Consider the following 22,590-nt stretch of genomic DNA (forward strand, 5'->3'; position numbering starts at 1 on the left):
TGTGTCTGGACAAGCATTTCAAATGATAACGGAGCGTGTCGGCTATTTTCCCGGTCATGTTAACATAGGCCTCGTCATTGGTGAGCATGGAGCAATCCTGATTGATTCTGGTCTGGATACCCAAAGCGCAAAAAAAATCAAAAAAGGACTGGACGCTATCGCCCAGCCCTTGTGTGCAATCATTCAGACACACTCTCATGCCGACCATTTCGGTGGAAACGCCTACTTGCTCGGATGCTGGCCTGAAGCAAGGGTCTATGCGCCACCGCTGGAAGAGGCGATCATTCGGAATCCGATACTTGAGCCCATTTACTTGAACGTGGGTGCAGCACCACTTGAGGATCTCAAAAACAAGTTTTTGCTGGCGCAACCTTCTCGGGTGGACCACCTCCTTCCACTGGATGAAGGGATCGAGATAGATGGCGTACCTTTCTTTATCCTTTCTCTGCCGGGGCATAGCTGGCAACAGGTTGGCGTCGTCTGTGACGAGATTTGCTTCGCTGCCGACAGTTATTTAGGCGAAGAGGTTTTGGAAAAGCACAAGCTGCCGTTTCTTGTGGATGCGCATGAGACTCTACTCAGTCTTCATAAACTGCTTGCAACCAACTACAGGGGATACTTGCCTGGGCACGGAGCATATACCACCACCTCTCATGATGCCGTGAACAAAAATATTGCTTGGCATGAGCGGATTTTCTCGGTGATCTGCGACATTTTAGTAGAGGAGAGAACACCAGAAGAAGCATTAACTCTCCTGTGTGAGCGTTTACACATTTCCATAGAAAATGCTTCGAGCTACGTCCTGTTTCGGACGGCGTTTATGGGTTACTTGGTCGGGCTTCAAAAAACAAAGAGGGTGGCATACCGGTTTGAACATAATCGGTGGTTGTGGAGAACTGTTCAGGATGGAGCGGAGGGAGCAGAAAGGTAATCGGCGATTTCTGCTAGCTTATGCTCTGCAGCTTCGCGGACGGCCTTGGGAATGAAAAAAACTTCTTCGGATGCGGTGTTCATATAAAACTTTGCTTCCAAATACGGATGACCCAGTTTGACATTCAGTTCCCCTTTTCCGGTCGTTGTGCTAGTGTAATTCGTCGGGATGCGCAAAAAATACGCGCTGCTGCTGGCGGAGTCGTACATGACGACATCGTACGTTGGCATACTGTCGCCGCCTGATCGATGAAAGCCTTGTTGCCGCAGCATTTTGTCAACATAAGAGAGTGGCTGAACGACACCGGTAAGGGTCTTGTTTTTTAACCGCATGGACATCCTCCTCGGTTCAACCATTGAGAAATCGAACTTATTCTCATACTATGTACGGCAATATCAATTCAGACTTGTAGAAAAAGAAAAGAAGGAGTGGACGAGGATGGAACTTATAGCAGATTTGCATACACATACAAAGGCTTCAGACGGTACCTGCGAGCCTGCGGAAAACGTACGTTTGGCGAAGGAGGCTGGACTTGCTGCACTGGCGATCACGGATCACGACACGGTAGCAGGGATTCCAGAAGCAATGGAGGCTGCCCGCGCACTCGACGTGGAAATCATTCCGGGAGTCGAAGTGAGCTCCGTAGGGAAGGGGCAGGATATTCACGTTCTCGGCTATTTTGTCCCGTATGAAGACCCAGCTTTTGAAGAGCGTCTCTTCCGTTTGCGAGAGACAAGACATGAGCGTAACCAACTGCTGATAGCACGGCTGCAGGAGCTCGGTATCGACATTTCATTGGAAAAGGTATACCGCCGCAAGCAGGGCACGGACAAAAACATCGGGCGACCGCATATTGCAGAAGAACTGATTGAGCTGGGGGTCGTTTCAACGATCGCGGAGGCCTTTGATAAGTACTTGGGCAAAGGGGGAGCGGCTTATGTCAATCCTCCACGAATTACCCCGCAGGAAGCAATCACGCTGATCAAAGAGGCTGGCGGAGTGGCGGTGCTGGCTCATCCAGGGCTGTATGACGATGATGAGCTGGTCCAGGAGTTGATTGTATTCGGCTTGGACGGAATTGAAGTCAATCACCCGGACAACGATGAGGTACAAAAAATGCGCTACAGCAAGTGGGCAGCACAATACGGACTTGTTGTAACAGGCGGTTCTGATTTTCATGGCTGGCGTGGAGAGGAGCCGTTTCATGCGATGCTCGGCTCTCATACCGCAGCGATGGATGCTGTTGAACAGATACGTGCGATTGCGGCGAAGCGGAAGGCGTAAATTTAAAAAGCCTCAGACTATGACTTGAAAAATAAAGTCTTAGTCTGAGGCTTCTTATTTTGCGCTAACACTAAGGTTGGCTAATCATTGCCTTCGACCGTACAACAAACAACTTTATTCTGTTATTCCCCACATTAGCGCAGCAAAGGCCGCAAAATCCATTTATGTGGGCAGCCCTGCGGTGTTGTTGAAGTATCGAACCCGTTAGCTTAATCACAACTAGCATTTAGTGTTATACCCTATCCTCCCGATATGCCTGCCTTACCCGCTCAATCTGGGCGAGGTGGTCACGGACATGCCGGACGCGAAATTCCAGCAGCTCTTTGAACGTGAACCGCGCTCCATCGGGATATTGCCCGACGCGCACAAGCTGCTCGGGAGTCAGATTTGCCAGAAGCGGCAGCATGCTGGCCCGCAGCATTTGGAACAGGAGCAGATGCTGCTCGCAGTCCAACCGTTCATATCCTAGGTTATCCGCCCAGGCTTCCTGATCAAATGATAGTAGTAGCGGTGCTTCCTCCGCCAAGACTTTTCTCAGCCGATGTGTCGACAGGACTTCGCTATCGGTCACATGGATCACAATCTGATGGATGCTCCATTTGTCCTGTGCAGGTTGGAAACGCAGCTCTTCCTCAGACAATCCTTCGACGGCTTCTCGCAGCAGCGCATAGTCTTGGCTATACTCCTCGATCAACTTTTCCATCCGATCCTCTCCTTCATCATTATTTTTGTGGGAGGGTGCATTCGATAATAATTATTATTCTTCGTTATAGAACAAGTACCTTCTGGGTTTTAGCCAACAATAAGTCACCCTAAAGTGATTTCTTCGGAAAGTCCCAAAATGTTTATTCCACTATTGGGACTTTAGAGATTAAGCAAAACTGCCCGTTAGCTCAACGCGCTGCCCGTCTAACACTTTATTTTTCAGTCCACAACTTTAATTACTCAGAACAAGGGAAGAGGGTTTTTTGTGAACTTAAAACAATGCGAGCAGAAATGATATCCCTAACCACAAGCATAGAGGGGTGAACAATGCCGTATCTTGACGGGCAAACTTCGTATTTTTTACTTTTTTAAAAAAGCCAATGTAGTTGAAGTCTCCCACAGCCCGTAGGACAAATACAGCGGCACAGACAATGCATCCCCATTGAATGAAAGAAGCGGCTATTACGGGCGGGAGATAACCGCTCTGGGCAAGCAAAAGGTAAGCGGCACAAGTCAACAAGCAGGCAACGACGATCGTTCCGCCTTTCCGAGGGGAAAAGGTCCGACGAGAATGATCGGCTGTTGTGGGAATGACGGAATCGGTCCCCCATTTTCCTCCGAAGGCCCAATAAAAATGGAGCAAGGATACGGAGACTAAGAAGAAAGCAGATGAGATAGAAAAAACATGCGTCATGGGAATGCCTCCTACTGATTCGTAATGATTTTTGTGAAAGATACGCATCCGTATGTTTTGGGTAAAAAAATCCCTGCACAGTTTAGTTTATCAGGCAGAGAGGGGAATCAAATCCAAGTCATAAAATGATGCAAGGGCTCGGACATATCAAAAGGCGCTTCTAGCTCTCTGCGCACGAGCCAACCGATATAGAGGAGGTATGCGAGTTGAGCGCGTGCTATTGCATCAGCTGGAGTCAGCCCTTTTTTCTCATACAAAAAAGCGACGAAGTCGATCCTACGCTTCTCGATTTCCACGAGACGTTTGCAAAGGGCAGGATTTTGTTTCGCCCAGTTGTACATAGCGGCTTCGATTTTTCGCTCGCTGTTAAAAACACTCGACAACAGCTGCTCCAACGACATGCTGTCCGCATGTGGCGCTCGAATGATCCGCTCCGTCGCATGCTCCTCCCAATAATCGATCATGGAGTCCAGTAGCGCTTGACGATCTGGAAAGTGATGATAAAAGCTCCCCTTGCTGATCTTCAGTTTTCTGGCGAGAGGTTCCACACGAACAGCGTCAATGCCTGCTTCAGCCAACATATCGAGCCCTGCCCGAATCCAATCTTCACGTACGTATTGCATGGTTCACCTCGAAAGATACGGTATCGTATGTTTATGGTTCCATGTTATTCCACCGGGTGTGAAGTGTCAAGAAGCATTGGCTTTTGTATTGAAGCGAAAACGAGGTTGTTTTTCTATCTGAGGGATGGGGCTGCACGTAGCTTCTGTTATTCGCGAATGGATTTGACCATCGCAATATGCTCGATACCCGCATCATCAAACAAGTCGCCGAAAGGTTCATAGCCGAGCTTTTCATAAAACCGTTGGGCTTGCGTCTGCGCGTTCAGCTTCAGGCTGTCATACCCGTGTTGTTTGGCCAGCTCTTCTATCGCGAGCATGATTTGGCGGCCCAGTCCGGTACCGCGTTCTGTTTTGGCAACCGCTACCCGTTCAATTTTTCCTACCCCAGGTGCGTAGGTACGGATACGGCTTGCACCCACTGGCTTTCCATCGCGGTAGGCCACAAAATGAATCGTCCCGCCATCCAGTGTGTCGTGCTCATCTATCTCCAAGTCTTCTGGTACTTCCTGTTCCTCGATGAAAACGACTCGGCGTACGGACAGGGCATCCGCCAATTCTTGTTCATTGGTGACTCTTTGGATCTGGTAGGTTTGCAGGTTCATCGGTATTCGTCCTTTGTTAGAAAATATCCCTCCCTACGACGGATACGCAGGGAGGGGTGATGATTGAGGAAAGGGTGTTTATTTTTTGAGAAGGAAAGTCTGGTAAACGCTCCAGATGCCATCCTCGAGTTGATAAACCAAGTGGAAGCGATCAATCTCGCTGTTCAGGTCAATTTTTGCCATGCTCAGTTGGCCGGTTACATCCCGCAGCTCATCGTCGGACAGGTCGCGCCCGATAGTCAGATGCGGTACGTATGCGTAAGTTTCTTTTTCATTCACACACTGATTGGCAATCTTTTGATGCAGCTCGTTAAATGGTTCTTTGTTTTGCACAGCCAAATAGATCACGTTGTTCGTAGGGTGGAAAGAAGATACCCGATGGAAATGAGCCGAAAAGCTGTCGGTAGAGGAGGCAACCTGCTCCAGATGGCTCACCAGCTCAGGAAGCTTGGCTTCGTCCAGCTCAAAGGCTTCCTTCAAACGGATATACGGAGGAACCAAAGCATAGCCCGGGTCATAACGTTTCCGGTAAGAATTGGCTACTTCTTGCACCTTGCTAGATGGGAATATTACGATACTGTACATCATCAGAACCACTCCTCCTTACTATCTATCATGCTCTACAAGATATTATTTTAACAGAAAATTCTTCATTTGTGTAATGTTAAGCGTGGGTCTGTATATTCCTTGTGTCAAAGGAAAGACTGTGTAGTGCAAGGAGGTGCCGCACTGCATGTATACGGCTATGATGATCACATTCATTTTTCTGGTTCTGCTTCTACTGTCTGTGCTGACCTTCACGATCTTGACTGCGATACGAAAAGGAGAATTCGAAGAAGCACTCGTATCGACTATCAAGGATGAAGGTCCACAAGAAGAACAGCCACGGTAAGTTTACCCGTAAAGCGTCTTAAGCATACGCGGCAGATTGCGCTGCCAGTGGCCCCACGTATGGTCACCCTCAAACGTTTCATAAACGAGGGTGGCTTTTTTCGTGCCCAAAATCTCGCGCAACTCTTCATTGGCCGCTAGAAGATTCAATGTACCGCGGCCTGTGCTTACTGCCGTTTCCTCCGTCCCGATCTCCAAATAAATGGTCTGCGGCACGGAAAATTCAGCGTCAGCTATCAGACGATTTAACTTTGCGTCCATGGCAATCGACTGGCAGGCAACTTGTCCAAACGTATGTGGATAGTGAAGAGCAGTGAACAGAGAGACAACCCCGCCCAAAGATTCGCCAAGAAGTGTTCGTGCGTTCCCCAAAGGATGTGTGGAGTAATGCGTATCGACATAGCTCACGACTTCATCGGCGAGGAAGCGACGGTAGGCCATATGCTCCTTGCCATCCGGATGATAGCGGTCGTTCCGTTTGCTTTTCTCGACTGGGAGAAAGACAGCGATGATATCAGGCAATTCTTTGTCCCGATTCAATTGATCTAACAAAGAAGCCATCCTGCCCATTGCCAAGTAATCTTCTCCGTCCTGCACATAAAGGACTGGATACGAGTAGAGCGGCGAGTAGCGTTGGGGTGTGTAGATAATCAGCTTTTCCGGCGTCCCCAAATGCCGGCTTTCCAAGATGATTTCCTCAAGGGCCACTGCGGTGTCCTCCTTATTGGGATCTTCTGTTCATTATTATACAGGAGTGAGAGGGCATGCCCAACAGTTTGAGTGCAGGGTCAGTCAGGCTGTGGGCGAAAGATTGTCGCAATTTGGTCAGCGTGTGATACTATGGTAGGAAACGACTTCACTCGATTTGTGGAAGGGGTTGTCTCTTATATGAAGAAGCAAGTACACAGCATCGAAGTCAGAAACGCTGCTCTCGCACGTTTGGCAGAACGCGGAGTGACGATGGATGATATCGCAGAGATCGTCTATCTCATGCAATCGCCTTACCATCCAGATCTCACGATGGCGCAGTGCATCGAGAGCGTGAAAGCGGTTTTGGAAAAAAGGGAAATGCAGCACGCCATCCTGGTTGGCGTTGAGTTGGATACGTTAGCAGAGAAGGGCCTCTTGTCCGAGCCGCTCCAATCTATCATCGCGTCAGATGAAGGACTGTTCGGATGCGACGAAACATTGGCGCTAGGCTCCGTATTTGGATATGGAAGTATCGCGGTGACCACCTTTGGCCATTTGGATAAGCACAAGGTCGGGGTGATTAAAAGGCTGGATACCAAGTCGGGAGAGGGACGTGTTCACACATTTTTGGACGACCTCGTGGCGAGCGTGGCAGCCAATGCATCTAGCCGGATGGCCCATCGGATGAGAGATGAGCAGGAGGCGGAATTGACACGAAGTGAGGCGTTGAAGCAACAGGAAGCCGAGCTGCGTGTCGAGGAGAAAGGGAAAGGGACGGAGCAGGCGGGGTAGGTTAGGGGTGCGATGAGGGAGTTTGTTTCGATCGTTACCTAATTATCTTGTTTGATGTTGTAAGCTTTATTGGATCGCCTTAAGTCTGTTAGGAGCCAATTCTTCACCGGTGTAGCTCATGTGCTTGATGCGTCATGTATGATTGTGAGGCCATCATGTGGGTAATCCCCATGCTTTGTAAGGGGGATGTGGGCAGCAACGGTGGGGAATGGCTTTTTTGTTGGGGGAAAGGGTAACTACACATAGGTGAATTGAGATGGTCTAGGCCTTTTTAAAGGTAAAAGCAAGCCTGATTTCGCTGGGTTTCTTAGTGTTCTTTTGGTACGAGTGAAAATTTTTACAAGAAATTATTCATTTCCTCTTGAAATCCATTTTACGATACTGTATAGTAATAAATGTGATCGACGTCCGATACGATTCGGGCCCTTAGCTCAGTTGGTCAGAGCGGTCGGCTCATAACCGATTGGTCGTAGGTTCGAGTCCTACAGGGCCCACCATTAAACGATCACACACATATCCCATGATCCGGTAGCTCAGTTGGGAGAGCACCATCTTGACAGGGTGGGGGTCGCTGGTTCGAACCCAGTCCGGATCACCATATGATGAATGTTGAAACCCTTGGTAATCAAGGGTTTTTCTTATTTTTGTAGCAACCCCGCTTGTTCCCCTTTTGTGCGAACAAGAGCAAATTGGTGCCGAAATGGTGCCCTTTATTCAACTAAAGATTTCTTGGTGCCATTTGGTGCCGAAAAGAACATTTCCCCGAAAGCATCCGCTGTTTCCTTTTGCATGTGTGGTGTAATGTGCGAGTAGCGATCCAGCATCTTCACGCTCGACCATCCCATACGCTCAGCAATTCGCTTGTTGTTCTCTCTCATTTTTAAAAGCATAACAACATGAGTATGACGTAAATCGTGGAAACGAATTCTTTTCAATCCCGCTTTTTCAGTTAGGCGATAGAATGTGCGATTGATGTTTCGTGGTGAAACAGGTGTACCTAGCTGAGTACATATCACAAGGTCGTTGTCCTCGTAAATATCACGATTTGCCATCTTTTCTTCCTTGGTACGGTGCCGCAGTTTTTCCAGTTCAATTGCTGTTACTTTATCGATGCCAATGGCGCGAATACCTGATGCTGTTTTTGCTCCAGGCTCAAGAGTCTTTCCGTCATGGTTAAGAATCTGTCTAACGGATAATGTCCGGTTCTTCAAATCAAGATCCTGCCACCGTAGACCTAGTATTTCCCCTTGCCTCATTCCGGTTGTTACTGCCATCAACAGAGCGCAGTAATAGCGATCATCTTTGGCAACTCCAAGAAGGCGGTGTGCCTCTTCATCTGTCCAATACATCATTTCTTTAGTTTCGGCTTTGGGACGATCGACAACAGCAGCAGGATTTTTAATAATCATGTCCCAACTCGCAGCTTTATTCAGTGATTCGTTGATGATGGTGTGGACTTTTTGGATGTTCTCCCCAGAAAGCCTCTCAGACTCGTGCAGCTCATTATATAGATTTTGGATGTGCCGAGGAGTGATGTCGGCAAGGGCTAAGTCTCCCAATGTCGGCAGTATGTGGTTGTTCACTAATCCTGCGTAAGTTTCAAGGGTGCGCGACTTCACTTTTGTTTTTTTGTCTCGAAGCCAGTCAGTCATAAAGTCACGATAAATCGTTTTGGAGGCATTGAGGTTCAACCCTTGTCCCAATTCATTCAAAAGGTCACGTTGGGCCGCTTCAGCGTCTTTCTTCGTTTTGAATCCTCTGCGCTTGATCCTTTTCCGTTTTCCATTCTCATCAATTTCAATAGTGAAGTACCAGGGATTCTTTTGAACATTTTTGTCCTTAGTTACTGCCATCTTTCATTCCTCCTTCTTTAATCCAGACATTTAAGCTTATACCATATTTCTGTTTTGCAAATTCCTTTAGTTCTGGGATTAGCCATTCTTCGATTGGTAAATCACCGTTTTTCTCTGAATAGGTGAAGACAGTTTCTTGTTTTCTTTTAGACTTTCCTGGCATTGAACCCGCTCCTTTACTGTCCTTAACTTTGAGGAGAGTGATTATAATTTGAGCGTTTATCCAGAGTGACTCCGTAGTCGGCGGAGTCATCCACGGACAAATGACTGGACGGTTTGTCCACTCATGCCCGAGAAGGTAATCACCGACTTGGGGACACCTGAAAGCTTCGGAGTCACCAAATTTAGAGAGGGTGCCCTAGTGTTCCGAGAGGTCATCTATGTTGCTGCCTAACAAACCAATGTTAAGGCGATTACTTTCGTTCTAGGAACAGCACGGCAAGCATGTCCAAGATGCCTTGATTGTCGATGTTGGTAAGAGGGCACTAAGTTCGGGACTTTCTTTAGGTGAATTTCTGCACTAGCTTTTTGTTTCTTTTAAAGTTCTTAGAAACAATTTGATGCAGCTCATCAATTGGTTTTTGTTTTAACACCGCAGAAACATCCGAACTGGTAACTTTGCGGTCATCTACACGAAATTCCAACTCGTTCATTATTTTCGCCACTTCGCTGACATTTTCGTGGAGAGCGTACTCATAGATTACTTTGGATTCAAAAGTATTAGCTTGGTAGTTCTCTACTAGCTGGATATAGTGCTGTAGTTCCGCAAGTAATTGTTTAGCAGCAGACAATTTCATCTGGTTCCTCCTGGATTAATGACTTTAATAAGCATTTATATCAATCATGCCTAATCAATTAAAACTCGCGACATGTCACTCGTATCAAGAGTGGCATTTTTTTATTTCTCAGAAATACGACCGCTGAAAAGAGCGTCCAAGTAAGCTGTGATGAGTTGCTTGTCCTGATCGGTGAGCTGATGGCCACAGTAGGTGATGTTTTTCTGTTCCAGAACCTTCACTAAATCAAGTGCTATGTCAGCTTCTCTTTGGATTTGCTCATTTCTCCATATTTTAGTTTGAACAGCCACGTCAATTAATAAATCATACTTCCATTCTTGCTGCCAGGTACTATTCGAAATTAATTTTCTGAGGCTTTCAGGGGAAAATTCGAAATCATCTTCGAAAGCCGAATCATACTTTGGAATTAATTTATTTAACTTGTCTAATAGAGAATCAGGAAAACTATCTCCCATATCCGTAACCTCTAATATCCCCTTTAAAAGCCCATCAAGCATTGCTTGGAAATCTAAATCTCCTTGATTACTATAGCCAGCTATTCTCATTAGCTGCATGTATGGGACGTTTAGGGGTGTTGCTAATTTTTCTAATATCTCTGGAGAAGGTTTCTCTTTAATTCCTCTTTCCAATTGTGAGATGTACGAGTGAGATATTCCAGACTCAATAGCTAACTTGTATATGCTAAGACCTCTCTCTTTCCTTAACCGTTTTAATTCCGCTCCAACTTCTTGCTTAGTCATGTTACCACCCCTTAACAGAATTAAATTAATTATATATATGTGTTGCTGTAGTTACAACTTGTAATAAATAATGCTTGCAAGATATACGAAACTAGAGTATCGTAAATGACAACAGAAACATGTTTCTATAGTTTCGCAAAAGAGGGGTGAGAGGGATTGAAAATTAAGGTGAAGAACACGGATCGTCTGAATGAATTAATCATCATGAAGGGTTTTAACAAAACAGACTTTGCAAAAGAGATTCAGCTGTCCCAACCAATGACGATTCAGATTACAAATGGCGACCGGTCTCCCAGCCCGAAGACGGCCCGGAGAATTGTTGAAACACTGGAATGTGAATGGGATGAAATTTTTGAGATTGTAAAATCCACACAGCCAGGAATCAAGCCACAAACTATAGCGAGGTAAATCAGCCACTCTAACTATCTGTTCTTTGAAAACTGAATAGAAAACACATAAAGGAGGGGCATCATGCGATATTACGGCGTGAAGGTATGGGGGAAGCTCTACATGCGGACACCAAAAGGCAATTTACTACCTCTTGGGTTCTTAGCTGACATCGAAAAGCTGTTTGAGGAATTGGAGGTCGGTAAGCAATGATCTTCCTGTCAGAACACACGAAAGAAACGCCTGACATCAGGACCGACTATTTAACTGGCAGTTTGTTCGTTGAAAACGGAACTGTTGGTATCCAGTGTTCCAACGGGGAAGAAATTTACCTGGGCGAAAGAGATCACATCGAGGTTCGAAACGGTGACGAATACCATCCTGTTACAACTAGGGAAGCATTGAAAGCTAAGACGGTTGAGGGATTGGCTTTATACGCAGGGTTATATGCGAGGGTGATGCTAGGAAGGTAAATACCTTGTCGTAATTCATCTACTCATTAAACATGTGTCAACCGTCTTGAAATTCGCGACAGAAAGGAGGTGGTCATTCTCTTGAAGACGAGAAAAGATATTCTCCGCCCGATCCGAAAGCTGGTTCGCTCTACATGTGCATCATTCAGTCCTGATAGTAACGGACATTCCAACTGCTGCTATTTAAGCTCTAACATGATTCCCCAGTGTGTATTCTATCGAGACGATGGACAATATCCAGAACAGCTTAAGGCAGGGAAGGTTCGATGCCAGTATTTTGAAACGCATGTACTGCCTGTTGATCCAGCAATGGAAATAGCGTATTGGGGAAAACATCCTGATGGTGAACAAGGTCAGGCAATCGGAAGGTGTGTGTACTGCGGAAATTCATTTACTAAACGGTCGAACAGGCAAGAGTTTTGCTTGAATTGCCGTGAACAACGAACCCGAAAAGTTAACCGCGAACGACAACGCAAAAAATACTGGGAAGACAAGGGCAAAATCCTCACGATTTAGGCACTAAAAAAGCCTTTAGTAGCGCGGGTTTACGGAGTCGGTTTTTCGGTGGTGAGTATGTTTACACCTAAAACTTGATTTATGACCTCTAAAGCGTGAGAAAACAACAAATACAAGGGGGATAACCAATGCGTACTTCAACACGCAGGAAAACAAATCGCTCCATTAGCCCAGCGGTTATTGTTCATACCGCACAGCCTGTTCAACAAAGTTCAGATCCAAACCAACTCATTCAGCAATTGGCCCAGCAAATGGCACAAGCGTTAATCCAACAGCAGCAAATACAGCCCGACCAAAATAGACGAAACACGCTCACGGTGAAAGAAGCCCTTGAGGAAGTCTTCGAAAACTCCATTTCGGAGTACAAGCTGTACGCAATGCTACGAGCTGGGACGATACCGCATGTGAAAATTGGGGCCAAGTACCTTCTACGCCGGGATACGTTAGAGGGATGGATGCGGCAGCAGGAGCAGGGAGCTGGCTCATGATTCAGACGGTTAGGTCAGGTAATGACATAAGGAAAGTACGTTTTGAAATTGCAGCTAGATTTTCACAACTTGGCATCACTGATGAAAGAGAAATGACAGCGTATATTGCCCGAAACACTAAGGTGAGAGGAGATAAAAGACCAATTTTGACAGATTTACAAGCTTTGCTTCAAGTAATGGACTCGCAACTCAACGTGCAGCAGATCAAGAAAATAAAGCAGACTCAGGAGTATAGCTATCAGAGGGTATGTGTGTAATCTGCTTCAATCATGAAAGAGAGGTGGTGATATGAAAGGGTGGATAAAGCTTCATCGGTCGATACAAACTCACTGGCTTTATCAGGAAAGGAGAGTATTCAGTCGATACGAGGCGTGGTTAGACATGCTAATGATGGCTAATCACAAAGATAATAGAGTCGTACTGGGGAACGAATTCTTGGATGTTCAACGTGGTCAATTCATTACTTCAATCAGAAAATTATGCGAGAAGTGGGGATGGTCAAAGACAAAAGTAACGCAATTTTTAAAAATGCTCGAGTCTGACGAAATGATTGTCTATTTTAGTGACACAAAAAAGACAGTCATAACCATTGGTAAATATGGGTTTTATCAAGCTGGTGAGGACAGCGAAAAGACAGAAGAAGGACACGTAGAGGACACGGAAGAGACACGAAAGTCCACAAACAAGAATGATAAAGAAACTAAGAAAGAAATATATACTCCTCAATTCGATGAATTTTGGAGTGTGTATCCAAGAAAGTTATCAAAAGCTGATGCAGCAAAAGCATGGAATGCACTAATCAAGTCAGGAGCAAGCATAGACGAAATCATGACAGCAACAAGGAACTATACAGATGAATGCCATGGTAAGGAGGTGCAATTCATCAAGCATGCAGCTACTTTTCTCAAAAACGACCGTTGGAAAGATCATTTGTTGTTAGACAAGCTCTCGAATTATAAAGCAAAGAAGGCAGACCCAAGGGACAAAGAGATCCAGTTCCAGCAATGGTTGCAGCAAGGGAGAAGCCCAGAAGAATTCAACTGGGGAGATTCTTAGAACGGAGGATGTGATGTGAGGGCACGAGTAGATAAAGTCACCATCAAAACCGTTGACGGAATGCTCAAGCAAGCACAGTTTTTAAAATTCATCAATCTAGTTGGCGTTACAGAGGACAAGCAACTAGATAATGAAATCGTCAAACAGCGAAAACAATTTGTTGCACGGATTGAAAAAGCAGTTGCACTACTTGCTCCGAAAGAAATTCGGTTGATAACCGAGCGTTACCTATCTCAGGACGGGAATTATGTCAAAGATTATGAAGTGTATGAGGCTATGCAGATCAGCGAGTTCACGTACTACAAATATAAAAGTAGAGCAATGGAAAAGCTGGCTGAGATTCTAGGCATTAGCTCGGAAGTTCCAGATTCTCATTGGTGCCCACTTTGCAATCGAGGTGTTATCAGTGAAAGGGGCTGATACTTTACATAAGGGGGAACGAAAAGCAATACTTCAATCTGTTGAATCCCTTCTTGAGAAGTACAGGCTTTTCAAATACCTAATTCCAGAAGACGGCCAATCCATTAGATCAAATCATGATATCGAATCACTGGAAAAGCATCGTACATTCTGTAGAAAGATTGAACAGGCTGTCAGCCAGCTACCGGATCGTGAACAATTTTTGATCAAAGAAAGGTATCTAGGTATCAATACCGATTATATCACCGACTATCGAGTGTATCGCGATAGTTTCGATCCACCGATCAGCGAGGGTACTTATACCAAGATCAGGTGGAGAGCTATGTACAGTTTGTCAGTCCTACTAGGAATTACAGAGTACCAATAACCAATAAAACTATGAAAAGGATGATTGAACATGGAAAAAGCTAATCTGATAGATATGGTTACAGGGATCACTTGCGAAGGTGAAAACATCTCGTTTGATGATTTCTTGATTCAAATGTCAGGCAGCGGCGAAATTTATGAAGGGTACATTGGCGAACTAATAAGTGTTGCAACTACTGGGGATGTTGAGTGGCACGAGGTCTGCGATTATTTTGTGCCGATTGTAAGGGAAGTCCTACTAGAAGCCATTCAAGAGGATGACAAAGCTATATTTATTGGGTTAGCAGAGTCGATCAGATTTGCTTGGAACCGGCTGAAGGCGAAACAGAATGCGCTAAAGGAGGCAGATCGGGAGTTTATCTTCAACGAGGAAACACCAGATTTGGCACACGTTGTGGAAAATTTGTTTCACAACTTAAACGAGGGGTGGGAGATTAAAGAAACAGTCTTTTGCGCTGCTGGAAATACCCGTGTTGTGATTAGCAAGAAGGAAAAGGAGGTATGGGCTCATGAACCACAGCAAGCGTGCAATATGGTTAGCTGTTAATTCTGGACATGGCGATCACCTAGTAGAAATCACACAAGAACATACCAGACTTGCCCGAGAGTTAATCATAGATCGCTATCGATTGTCGGAGGAGGAGGTGGAGATTTACAAGGCACGTATCGAACAGCTACGCCGGGAGCGCGAAAGCATACTGAAACAGTTTCAGGAGGGTGAGGACGAGGGTGGACAACAGAAAAACAGTTGACTTAGGGAAACTGATCACCGTCATAAAAGATCGGGGCATAGATGCAAGTAAGGTTGAGGCGCTAATAGAAGAAATAAAGGCGGGAAGAAATAATAACCCCACTACCGCGAATAGTGAGGTTATCAAAAACATTAACATAGCATGAATCTAGGCTATGTCTCACGGAACAAATTTTATAACACTACAGACTATGAGTGCTATATAAATTTTCAATCATGTGTCAATCAAATCAAAACAAAGGAGAGATACAGATGTTTGGAAACAAAACGTTACAGCAACATGTTGATGAGTTTTTGGAAAAAGTGAGTGAGAGGGAAGGAAAGATCCAATCAAAAATCGAGGAACTGGAATCGCAACTGGAGTCTCTCATGGCTAAAGTTAACGAGCAGACTTCAGCCATGGTTGAATTGGAAATTGCGGGTGATGATACGGGTGCTGCAAAGATTCTAAAAAGTAATCGGCAGATGCAATTACAAATTGAAGAAATCAAGTATCGTATTCAAGAATATCAGGCCCAGTTTGGAAAAACCCAACAATATGAAAAGAGCTTGGATAAAGTGAAAGCTGCTGCAATTCAAGCTAAAAAGGCACGGTCTGAGAAAATGACCAGTCTTGAGAAACAAAAAAAGGAATTGGAACAGCAAATGGAAGAACTGAATAAAAAAAGAGATCAAGCCACTTTGGATTGGCAAGTTGCTTATTACACGAATGTTGAAATGAGTTTGATTAACCTTGCATCTTACATTGACGGGAGAGCACGCACGTTGTCTCATTCAGAAAAGGAGTCTTTGTTACGTACTTGGATCGATGGAGAGTCAATTGAAAAGTACTTCAGAAAATCACAGGAAAAGCAATACACAGGGCCTAACATAACAGTGAACAACACCGAATCGACAATGAGCTATGGGAGTGAAAAAATATGAATAGATGGGTAGAAAATCAAAAGAGAGTCAAAGAGTTAGAAAGGCTTGGAGTTCCACTGAACCACATTGTCAAAGCTGCGATTAAAGAATTAAGGAATGCTGAATATATTGACGTAGATCGTGTTAGATGTGAGTACCACCTTAGTGAAGGGGATGCTATTGTCGCGGAGATAGAAAAGTTAATGAAGAGCCGTGGGAGAAGATTGTAAAGCAAAAGGAAAATAAATACTCTGAGCATTGTATTGCCATTTCGTCTAAAAATACAGAACGGGGTGAAAGTAATGGCAAGAACATTAGAGCAAAAGTCCCTTGAACGTATGTGTTTCACACAGTGGAAAGCTAAGAACATGTGCAAGCGAGGCGGTTGGAGAGTGCCACATAAGAATCAAGATAAAAGCATTAATAAACCGCGCAGGAAGAATTTAATCAACAGCAATTAAGAAATACAGCCGCCTTTGGCGGCTGTATTTATAAGAAGAAGGTCGGATTTCGATCGCTGCATAATTGTGTTGTATTGGAGGTGTACGGAAGTAATTTGATGTCAATCCAGTTGATTGAATTTAGATAAAGAGCGAAAACCACTTGACGAAATTGAATGAAAATGTAAAAATCATATTACGAAATTCATCAGATTGCAGAAAGTGAGTGTGATTCGATCATGCAACTGAACATTCCATTGTTTGACAAGATCAAGGCAATGATTGTTGAAGGTATCGTCAGGGGTAACGATGACGATTATCGGGAATTCGTTGAAAATAAAAAAACGGAAACTAACAATGGGAATGTATTTTGTAGGATGGATTACATAAATACTAAGCTAATCGAGCATCTACCCGTTGATGACTTTGCTATTGAGAAGGTAAAACGCGGAAGATTTGAGCATATTCAGATTTATGAAAAACAAAGTGGAAATCTTTATGTAGTGATGGCAGAGACGCGTTTTCAAGCTGTTAGAGACAGTGTTAGTTTGGAGTCTTTGCATTACATTGAGGCATATGCAATTGACAACGGTCATCTTTCTAAGTCTGTAAGTTGGGATGAACGCCCTGGACAATTAGGGTACGACCTAGAAATGCCCGAAAATCATCAGGTTAATGCAAAATATCTGGATTTGGTTGAGCTATCTCGAAAAATGATCGGCGATAAAAAAATCAATATGTGTACAATAATTACCTTTTCCTTGGATCGCAATCAAAAGGTTAAGGAAGTGTTCGCACGTGTACCAGACATTGATTTGGAAAGACCATTTCTCTGTGAAGAGGACTGGAGTAAGTGGATAGTTGTTGACTACAGCAGCTTCTTTGATCAAGAAGCCGAAAGCGCTCCAAGTGATTCGGACGAAATTCCTCTAGAATTCAACCAGTCTGTTAAGGATATGTTGAATAATAACGAACAATTAGGTTTTAAACAACAAGATGAAAAAGAGGAAGATAATTAACAACTTTCTTCCCCATGAGGAGGAATAAAAGTGGATCGTATTAATCGATTCAATCCAAACAGATTAAGGTCAGCTCGTCTTTATGAGGGGCTGACTCTTGTGGAATTAGCCACTCAAACGGGTGTTTCTAAACAGATGATTTCCCAGTATGAAAATGGCAAGTCGGTCCCAGGCTTAGAGACATTAATGAGGATTATGGGGGTATTGGGATTTCCGAGGGAGTATTTTTATCTCCCAGACAACGACTCAGTTTTTATCGGACCTACATTTTTTCGATCATCTGTAACTGCGAATAAATTGATCAAGGATTCGCAGATCGAAAAACTAAAAGGATTATCTGAAGGATACTCGATGCTTGAGGCGTATATAGATTTTCCTAAACTAAACTTGCCCCAAATAAATATTTCTGGGTTAGAGCGAATTGACATAGAAAGATATGCCGAAGAGACAAGGGAATATTGGGGCTTAGGACAAGAGCCAATTAACAATGTAGTCTCATTACTGGAGAAGAATGGCATCATTATTTCAGCATTAGAAACAGCTTCTAACAAGGTTGATGCATTCAGTCATTCACAAACAGTAAACGGCCAAGAGAGATGCTTCATCATTTTGGGCAATGACAAAAAGTCTGCTGTTCGAAGACAATTCGATGCGGCTCACGAGTTGGCTCATTTAGTGATGCATAATGGTTCAATCAGCTTAGATGAGATATCAAAAGATGAATACAAAGAAATGGAAAGACAAGCAGATTCATTTGCAGCTTCTTTTCTATTACCAAGGACAGCCTTTATTAAAGACTTGGTATACCCAAGTAAACTTGATTTTTATGTCGAGTTAAAGAAAAAATGGAAGGTGTCCATTGGAGCCATGATTGTTCGGGCATTCCACCTTGAAGTAATTAGTTATAACCAATATCAATACTTAATGAGGCAGATAAGTACAAAAGGATGGAGAACAAAGGAACCTCTTGATGATGTAATAACAGTTCCAGAGCCTACTTTACTCAGGAGAGCCGTAGACATGCTTCTAATAAATAATGTCTTGAAAGCCAAGGATATATTAGCGAAGCTTAGGCTTACACAAAGTAAAGCTGAAACACTCCTAAATCTACCAAAAGGTAAATTAATTGAACTTGAAAATGCGGAAGAGAAAGTTGTTCAACTTAATCTTAGAACGTCAAATTATAGAGAAGGTACTTGAACGCCAGAGCTAATATCAGTAGTTAACGTCGCTTGACGAACGGTGAAGCGGCGTTTTGTTATTAGGGGGATTCAATGGATAAAGGTAGTCTTGACCTGTTTGAAAATGCAGTAGATTCGCTTCAGCACGGTATAACTCACCTTGCTGATTTTAAAAATGAGTTAACCCTAAGCGATGCCAAACAATCAGTCATGAATCTGGTTAATGCTATTGATCTACTGGTGCTTGAAATGTTGCAACGAATTGATAAAGATGCTATTTACATCATTGGTGAGGACACCTTCGGAATTGGCTATAGAGCTACTATACATGTGGATCAAGCATACAAGATGATTAGAAAACATCTAAACAAACCAATTGAAGGGCCTGAGTGGGATGCGTACCAGATCTTAAAAATACTTCGGAACTCAGCTAACCATTCTCGCTTTTCATTTGGTGACGAACGTAAGGAAAATATCATATTCCTTCTTCATTACATCGCAAGATTTATTAGTGATGATCTAGATGAGGAACTTGAAAGTATGTTCTCTGGAGAGGAGTATGCGTTATTTCTGGAGATCATTGAAGGTACAGAATACGGTGATGTCTTGTATGAACGAAAAGAAGCTGCTCGAATAGAAATTATTAGAGACAAAATTTGGGTGATGAATCATTGCAGTGTAGCCGATGGGTGTGGAGCTCCGGTTGTCGCTGAATGGCCATGTAATGAATGTGGAGAAGAGGGTATCTCTTTGGACGATGACCTATGTTCAGTAGGAAAGTGCGCTTTTTGCGGGACAGAGCATAATGTAGCATTTTGCGGAAATTGTAGTTACCCGTTTGACGCGGACTGGGAAGGTATAAGCGTAGCATACGATAATTATTTATGTGACGGTTGTTGGAGTCATTACATGGACAGAGATTAATAAGTCTTTTAATCGTCTGACACTCCCGAGGACTGGTCTTTTGAACTCTTAACAGGGAATGACTTCCTTTTGCCGAATTATGTTGGTGAGAGGGGGTGTGAATTTTGTCTAACGCAGTTAAAGCGATCATTGATAAACACCAGTATAATCAAGATATTAAGAAGTACTCGAACAGACACTTTTTTGGAGATCATTCTATTTTTGCTAAAATAAACTCCAAGAAGGAAGTGGAAATTGCTGAAAACACTGTCGCTACTAAGATCAAGATGTACGATAAAACTTATCCTCTGGTAAGAGAAGACATAGAAGATCTGGAAAGAGCAGTAGGTAGGTTCGAGATTTCAGTAAAGAAAGTGATTCAGTGTTATGGTATGAGTGATTTTGACTATTCGGCTGAGGAACTTCAAGCTTTGATAGATAAAGTGTTTGATTTTTACAACGAAGTTCAGCGAATAGATTTTCGAAGAGTATGCCAAGATTAGGATTGCATAAGTAGCACCCACGCGGTGCTTTTTCTTTTAACCGCCGATATGTAGGGGCTGATTGTTCTGCACCACCTCTAATAACGACCGTAACCACGGATTGGATTGTGGTGGCCGTATTAAGTGGGTTTAATATAGACATCTATCTCCTACTGCTTCAAAATGTAACAGAGGGGGATTATATGAAAAAAAGAACTTTTTTAATTTGCTTATTAATTATATTTACGCCAATAATACTTGGTCTTATCCTCAACATACCAACAGGATTTCTGACAATTGGAGATGAGTCTTCATGGGTTGGTTTTTTTGGGAATTACTCTGGAGGGATTATAGGTGGAATAGTAGCAGTTTTAGTAGCAAAGATGCAGGTTAATGATCAGATTAACAGACAAATAAAAAATGAAGAAGAAAATAAATTCATTAATCAAATGCCTGCTTTGATTAGTATTAAATATGAGTTAGTAAAAATGAAGAATTCAATTTCTTATGCGTATAAATATAGAAACAGACTGTTTGAAACTGAGGACAGTTCGAAAGATGTTCATGAACTATTATATTATTCGACTATTAAGTTGTATCAATTAAGAGATGAAAACTGGGCAAATATGTATAGTGTAACTAATGCGGATTTCCATGCAGACTTAATTGAATTAAAAAATCTTTATATAGATATCCAAGCAGCTTTAAATACAGATATTAATAAAATGACTGAACAAGTTACTAATTTGTATATAGAAATAAATCATCCTAATGATGCCCAAATAATAGAATTGGAGATAGAAATAGAAAAAGCCAAACAAGCTAAAAAATTGATTTGGAACGAATTAAATGCAAAAAATTACTTAGAAATATTAGATAACCATATATCGATCATTGATATCGTAATCTCTTCAATAAAAGAATTACAAGAAGAACGTGAGAAGATTAGAGATGGAGCATAAGGTATGAGGCACCTACACGGTGCTTTTTAATTTGATCTCATTTTCTCGGATGCTGTACGCAAACATAATTGGCTATTACAAGACTACTTGGATAACAGTGACCACAACGGATATGATCGTGGCGGCTGCCTCACGCCGAAGGAAGTGGGGTAGACAAATCTTTCCTATTCTTTCAAAATTGATTTTGAATATAGAGGGGGATGAGTAGATGGAAACGTCAGAGTGGATTGCAGTCATAGGGGTGGTAGTTACTGGTTTTTTTAGTTACAAGGTTTGGCGAGCTACAAAAGAAAGTGCCAATGCCGCAAGTGCAAGCGCTAATGCAGCCATAGAGAGTGCCAATGCAGCCAAGGCTAGCAATGAGTTAAGTAGGCTACTACTGGAACAGTCAGTAAATAAAGAGCGCGCAGTAAAAAAGCAATACAGATATAAGGCGCTACAGGATGCGCGAAAGGTTTATATTTCACTTGTTAACCAAAATCCAAAAGTTAATTATGAGTGGATAATGAGTGCACCAAAAGAGACTGGCTTTTCGCTAGAGGAAATTGCAACGTATTTTTCTGATGATGAAGCTGTTCAATTACACAAGGCTTGGGAATCATATAAGCGTTACCTTGATAAACACTGGCCCGATATAAATCAGGGCAAATGGGGATTCTCTGGCAATGATGATGTCATTGCTGCAACTGAAACAGATGCGCCCATTCAAGAATTTCATTTACTAATAGGAGTACTGGAGAAGTAGCACCCACGAGGTGCTTTTTCTTTTACCTAAAACGACTGTACTCCACGTAGAGTACGGACAGAAGCGCCAGCCCTTGAAACATAAGGCTTATACAGCGATCGTACTCCACGTAGAGGACAGTCACGACCGTACTCCACGTAGGGTACAGAACCGTACTCCACGTAGAGTACAGTCAAAGTTTTTCCTTCATTAGAGCGCGAAGCCTAAAGAAAATCTTTAAAGAAAATATTAAAGAAATATACTCGCGACACTGTCACTCGTAATAGAGTGATTTTTTTATTTGAGAGAAAGGAATGGTTGAGAGTGATAGAACCGATCAAACAGATCATGAATCATATTGAAGAACTAGATAACAGCATTGCAGCAATCAAGAGAAAGGGGAATGGTAGAGATCATGTGACATGGGAGTCATACGGTCAGTTAATGCAAGCTAAGTCCACAGGGCTATTAGCTCTTGCACAAATAGAGGCAAATACAATGTTGAACAGACCAATAATCATACAGGATTTAAAGGTAGAGGATATAATCACATGATAAAGAAATTCCTGTTGCTTTTTATTCTATTGATACTTTTATCAGGATGCGGAACAAGCAGAGAGTTCCTGGTAGTGAAGTATAACGAGCAAGATCACGTCATCACGTACTATCATGTCAAAGGCTTTCAGCCGACAAAGGATGAGGATAGTGTTTCTTTCTTCATGATGCAAAATGGACAGCAGCTATTCATACAGGTCAGTGGCAATGTAGATGTGATCGAGATAACAGGAACTGATGTGAAGGAAGTCATGTCTAAGGTAGGCATCGATTTTAAGGCTCAAGATGGACTGTCAACACCAAACTAGACAGATTTCTTAATTGCTTTCTGTTTGTAAACGAAGAGACTGTAAAATCTTTTG

General features: G+C 43.2%; 34 protein-coding genes and 2 tRNA genes. 25 read left to right on the top strand and 11 right to left on the bottom strand.

The genetic code is table 11. From position 1 onward, the window contains the following. Position 1 precedes the first annotated feature (1 nt). The gene (locus C7R92_RS23790; RefSeq protein ID WP_106835871.1) at positions 2-931 is read left to right on the top strand and encodes an MBL fold metallo-hydrolase; all 930 of its coding nucleotides are present in this window, start codon (positions 2-4) and stop codon (positions 929-931) included. Here the strand turns inward: C7R92_RS23790 and C7R92_RS23795 are convergent. Then, positions 901-1,263, bottom strand: a complete 363-nt coding sequence (locus C7R92_RS23795) for a hypothetical protein (RefSeq protein WP_017250316.1) — start codon at positions 1,261-1,263, stop codon at positions 901-903. The two genes, C7R92_RS23790 and C7R92_RS23795, sit on opposite strands and share 31 nt — an antisense overlap. Positions 1,264-1,369: 106 nt before the next feature. Here C7R92_RS23795 and C7R92_RS23800 point away from each other — a divergent pair, with 106 nt between their 5' ends. Then, positions 1,370-2,215: a PHP domain-containing protein gene (locus C7R92_RS23800; protein ID WP_106835872.1), complete on the top strand. Its 846-nt coding sequence runs from the start codon at positions 1,370-1,372 to the stop codon at positions 2,213-2,215. A gap of 232 nt (positions 2,216-2,447) precedes the next feature. On the opposite strand, the gene C7R92_RS23805 is transcribed toward C7R92_RS23800, so the two are convergent. From C7R92_RS23805 to C7R92_RS23825, 5 genes are all read right to left on the bottom strand, one after another. Beyond that, positions 2,448-2,918 (bottom strand): DinB family protein, encoded by a 471-nt coding sequence (locus tag C7R92_RS23805; RefSeq protein WP_069851378.1) that lies wholly within the window; start codon positions 2,916-2,918, stop codon positions 2,448-2,450. 273 nt (positions 2,919-3,191) lie between these two features. After that, on the bottom strand, positions 3,192-3,614 hold the full coding sequence (locus C7R92_RS23810) for a DUF3995 domain-containing protein (protein ID WP_106835873.1): 423 nt from the start codon (positions 3,612-3,614) through the stop codon (positions 3,192-3,194). Positions 3,615-3,721: 107 nt separating this feature from the next. Next, positions 3,722-4,237, bottom strand: a complete 516-nt coding sequence (locus C7R92_RS23815; RefSeq protein WP_106835874.1) for a TetR/AcrR family transcriptional regulator — start codon at positions 4,235-4,237, stop codon at positions 3,722-3,724. Positions 4,238-4,383: 146 nt separating this feature from the next. Beyond that, complete coding sequence (locus tag C7R92_RS23820) at positions 4,384-4,839, bottom strand: GNAT family N-acetyltransferase (RefSeq protein ID WP_069851372.1); 456 nt, start codon at positions 4,837-4,839, stop codon at positions 4,384-4,386. A 78-nt stretch (positions 4,840-4,917) separates the two neighbouring features. After that, positions 4,918-5,427, bottom strand: a complete 510-nt coding sequence (locus C7R92_RS23825; protein WP_017250309.1) for a YjcG family protein — start codon at positions 5,425-5,427, stop codon at positions 4,918-4,920. Between the two features lie 145 nt (positions 5,428-5,572). On the opposite strand from C7R92_RS23825, the gene C7R92_RS32420 reads away from it, so the two are divergent. Next, on the top strand, positions 5,573-5,731 hold the full coding sequence (locus tag C7R92_RS32420) for a hypothetical protein (protein WP_017250308.1): 159 nt from the start codon (positions 5,573-5,575) through the stop codon (positions 5,729-5,731). Positions 5,732-5,733: 2 nt separating this feature from the next. On the opposite strand, the gene C7R92_RS23830 is transcribed toward C7R92_RS32420, so the two are convergent. Continuing rightward, positions 5,734-6,438, bottom strand: a complete 705-nt coding sequence (locus tag C7R92_RS23830; protein WP_069851370.1) for an alpha/beta hydrolase — start codon at positions 6,436-6,438, stop codon at positions 5,734-5,736. Between the two features lie 180 nt (positions 6,439-6,618). Here C7R92_RS23830 and C7R92_RS23835 point away from each other — a divergent pair, with 180 nt between their 5' ends. The 3 genes from C7R92_RS23835 to C7R92_RS23845 all read left to right on the top strand — a co-directional run bounded on the left by C7R92_RS23835 (position 6,619) and on the right by C7R92_RS23845 (position 7,810). Next, entirely contained in the window at positions 6,619-7,212 is a 594-nt protein-coding gene (locus tag C7R92_RS23835) for a phosphatidylglycerophosphatase A family protein (protein ID WP_069851368.1), read from the top strand. 420 nt (positions 7,213-7,632) lie between these two features. Further along, positions 7,633-7,709: transfer RNA gene (locus C7R92_RS23840), tRNA-Ile, on the top strand. 25 nt (positions 7,710-7,734) lie between these two features. After that, a tRNA-Val gene (locus C7R92_RS23845) sits at positions 7,735-7,810 on the top strand. A gap of 112 nt (positions 7,811-7,922) precedes the next feature. On the opposite strand, the gene C7R92_RS23850 is transcribed toward C7R92_RS23845, so the two are convergent. The 4 genes from C7R92_RS23850 to C7R92_RS23860 all read right to left on the bottom strand — a co-directional run bounded on the left by C7R92_RS23850 (position 7,923) and on the right by C7R92_RS23860 (position 10,602). Beyond that, the gene (locus C7R92_RS23850) at positions 7,923-9,065 is read right to left on the bottom strand and encodes a site-specific integrase (RefSeq protein WP_106835875.1); all 1,143 of its coding nucleotides are present in this window, start codon (positions 9,063-9,065) and stop codon (positions 7,923-7,925) included. Then, a complete protein-coding gene (locus tag C7R92_RS32080) occupies positions 9,052-9,228 on the bottom strand; it encodes a hypothetical protein (RefSeq protein WP_158265765.1) in 177 nt (58 codons plus the stop codon). Before C7R92_RS32080 ends, C7R92_RS23850 begins: the two co-directional genes overlap by 14 nt. A gap of 340 nt (positions 9,229-9,568) precedes the next feature. Then, positions 9,569-9,862, bottom strand: coding sequence for a hypothetical protein (locus C7R92_RS23855; protein ID WP_106835876.1), 294 nt, complete (start codon positions 9,860-9,862; stop codon positions 9,569-9,571). Positions 9,863-9,963: 101 nt separating this feature from the next. Next, on the bottom strand, positions 9,964-10,602 hold the full coding sequence (locus tag C7R92_RS23860; RefSeq protein WP_106835877.1) for a helix-turn-helix domain-containing protein: 639 nt from the start codon (positions 10,600-10,602) through the stop codon (positions 9,964-9,966). Positions 10,603-10,758: 156 nt separating this feature from the next. On the opposite strand from C7R92_RS23860, the gene C7R92_RS23865 reads away from it, so the two are divergent. The 19 genes from C7R92_RS23865 to C7R92_RS23965 all read left to right on the top strand — a co-directional run bounded on the left by C7R92_RS23865 (position 10,759) and on the right by C7R92_RS23965 (position 22,536). After that, positions 10,759-11,010, top strand: coding sequence for a helix-turn-helix transcriptional regulator (locus C7R92_RS23865; RefSeq protein WP_106835878.1), 252 nt, complete (start codon positions 10,759-10,761; stop codon positions 11,008-11,010). Between the two features lie 63 nt (positions 11,011-11,073). After that, positions 11,074-11,202, top strand: a complete 129-nt coding sequence (locus C7R92_RS33180; protein WP_279629828.1) for a hypothetical protein — start codon at positions 11,074-11,076, stop codon at positions 11,200-11,202. Further along, on the top strand, positions 11,199-11,462 hold the full coding sequence (locus C7R92_RS23870) for a hypothetical protein (protein ID WP_106835879.1): 264 nt from the start codon (positions 11,199-11,201) through the stop codon (positions 11,460-11,462). Before C7R92_RS33180 ends, C7R92_RS23870 begins: the two co-directional genes overlap by 4 nt. An 81-nt stretch (positions 11,463-11,543) precedes the next feature. After that, positions 11,544-11,978, top strand: coding sequence for a hypothetical protein (locus C7R92_RS23875; protein WP_106835880.1), 435 nt, complete (start codon positions 11,544-11,546; stop codon positions 11,976-11,978). A gap of 128 nt (positions 11,979-12,106) precedes the next feature. Continuing rightward, positions 12,107-12,466 (top strand): excisionase family DNA-binding protein, encoded by a 360-nt coding sequence (locus tag C7R92_RS23880; protein WP_106835881.1) that lies wholly within the window; start codon positions 12,107-12,109, stop codon positions 12,464-12,466. Further along, positions 12,463-12,723 carry a hypothetical protein gene (locus tag C7R92_RS23885; protein WP_106835882.1) on the top strand — a complete coding sequence of 87 codons (261 nt, stop codon included), beginning with the start codon at positions 12,463-12,465 and terminating at the stop codon, positions 12,721-12,723. The genes C7R92_RS23880 and C7R92_RS23885 overlap by 4 nt, the downstream gene beginning before the upstream one ends. Before the next feature lie 178 nt (positions 12,724-12,901). Beyond that, positions 12,902-13,522 (top strand): hypothetical protein, encoded by a 621-nt coding sequence (locus C7R92_RS23890; RefSeq protein ID WP_146147627.1) that lies wholly within the window; start codon positions 12,902-12,904, stop codon positions 13,520-13,522. A 15-nt stretch (positions 13,523-13,537) separates the two neighbouring features. Beyond that, positions 13,538-13,942 carry an ArpU family phage packaging/lysis transcriptional regulator gene (locus C7R92_RS23895; protein WP_106835884.1) on the top strand — a complete coding sequence of 135 codons (405 nt, stop codon included), beginning with the start codon at positions 13,538-13,540 and terminating at the stop codon, positions 13,940-13,942. Between the two features lie 397 nt (positions 13,943-14,339). Beyond that, positions 14,340-14,855, top strand: a complete 516-nt coding sequence (locus tag C7R92_RS23905) for a hypothetical protein (protein WP_106835886.1) — start codon at positions 14,340-14,342, stop codon at positions 14,853-14,855. After that, the gene (locus C7R92_RS23910) at positions 14,818-15,060 is read left to right on the top strand and encodes a hypothetical protein (protein WP_106835887.1); all 243 of its coding nucleotides are present in this window, start codon (positions 14,818-14,820) and stop codon (positions 15,058-15,060) included. Before C7R92_RS23905 ends, C7R92_RS23910 begins: the two co-directional genes overlap by 38 nt. Positions 15,061-15,311: 251 nt before the next feature. Next, the gene (locus C7R92_RS23915) at positions 15,312-15,983 is read left to right on the top strand and encodes a hypothetical protein (RefSeq protein WP_106835888.1); all 672 of its coding nucleotides are present in this window, start codon (positions 15,312-15,314) and stop codon (positions 15,981-15,983) included. Further along, entirely contained in the window at positions 15,980-16,192 is a 213-nt protein-coding gene (locus C7R92_RS23920) for a hypothetical protein (RefSeq protein WP_106835889.1), read from the top strand. The genes C7R92_RS23915 and C7R92_RS23920 overlap by 4 nt, the downstream gene beginning before the upstream one ends. Before the next feature lie 449 nt (positions 16,193-16,641). Continuing rightward, complete coding sequence (locus tag C7R92_RS23925; RefSeq protein WP_106835890.1) at positions 16,642-17,421, top strand: DUF5986 family protein; 780 nt, start codon at positions 16,642-16,644, stop codon at positions 17,419-17,421. 30 nt (positions 17,422-17,451) lie between these two features. Continuing rightward, entirely contained in the window at positions 17,452-18,621 is a 1,170-nt protein-coding gene (locus C7R92_RS23930) for a helix-turn-helix domain-containing protein (protein ID WP_106835891.1), read from the top strand. A 74-nt stretch (positions 18,622-18,695) separates the two neighbouring features. After that, complete coding sequence (locus C7R92_RS23935; RefSeq protein WP_106835892.1) at positions 18,696-19,526, top strand: hypothetical protein; 831 nt, start codon at positions 18,696-18,698, stop codon at positions 19,524-19,526. 104 nt (positions 19,527-19,630) lie between these two features. After that, a complete protein-coding gene (locus tag C7R92_RS23940) occupies positions 19,631-20,008 on the top strand; it encodes a hypothetical protein (protein ID WP_106835893.1) in 378 nt (125 codons plus the stop codon). 182 nt (positions 20,009-20,190) lie between these two features. Next, complete coding sequence (locus C7R92_RS23945) at positions 20,191-20,949, top strand: hypothetical protein (protein WP_106835894.1); 759 nt, start codon at positions 20,191-20,193, stop codon at positions 20,947-20,949. A gap of 208 nt (positions 20,950-21,157) precedes the next feature. Beyond that, entirely contained in the window at positions 21,158-21,694 is a 537-nt protein-coding gene (locus C7R92_RS23955; protein WP_106835896.1) for a hypothetical protein, read from the top strand. A 530-nt stretch (positions 21,695-22,224) separates the two neighbouring features. Continuing rightward, the gene (locus C7R92_RS23965) at positions 22,225-22,536 is read left to right on the top strand and encodes a hypothetical protein (protein ID WP_106835898.1); all 312 of its coding nucleotides are present in this window, start codon (positions 22,225-22,227) and stop codon (positions 22,534-22,536) included. Positions 22,537-22,590 lie beyond the last annotated feature (54 nt).

Origin of the sequence: Brevibacillus porteri (assembly GCF_003013475.1) — a bacterium.
GTDB lineage: Bacteria > Bacillota > Bacilli > Brevibacillales > Brevibacillaceae > Brevibacillus > Brevibacillus porteri.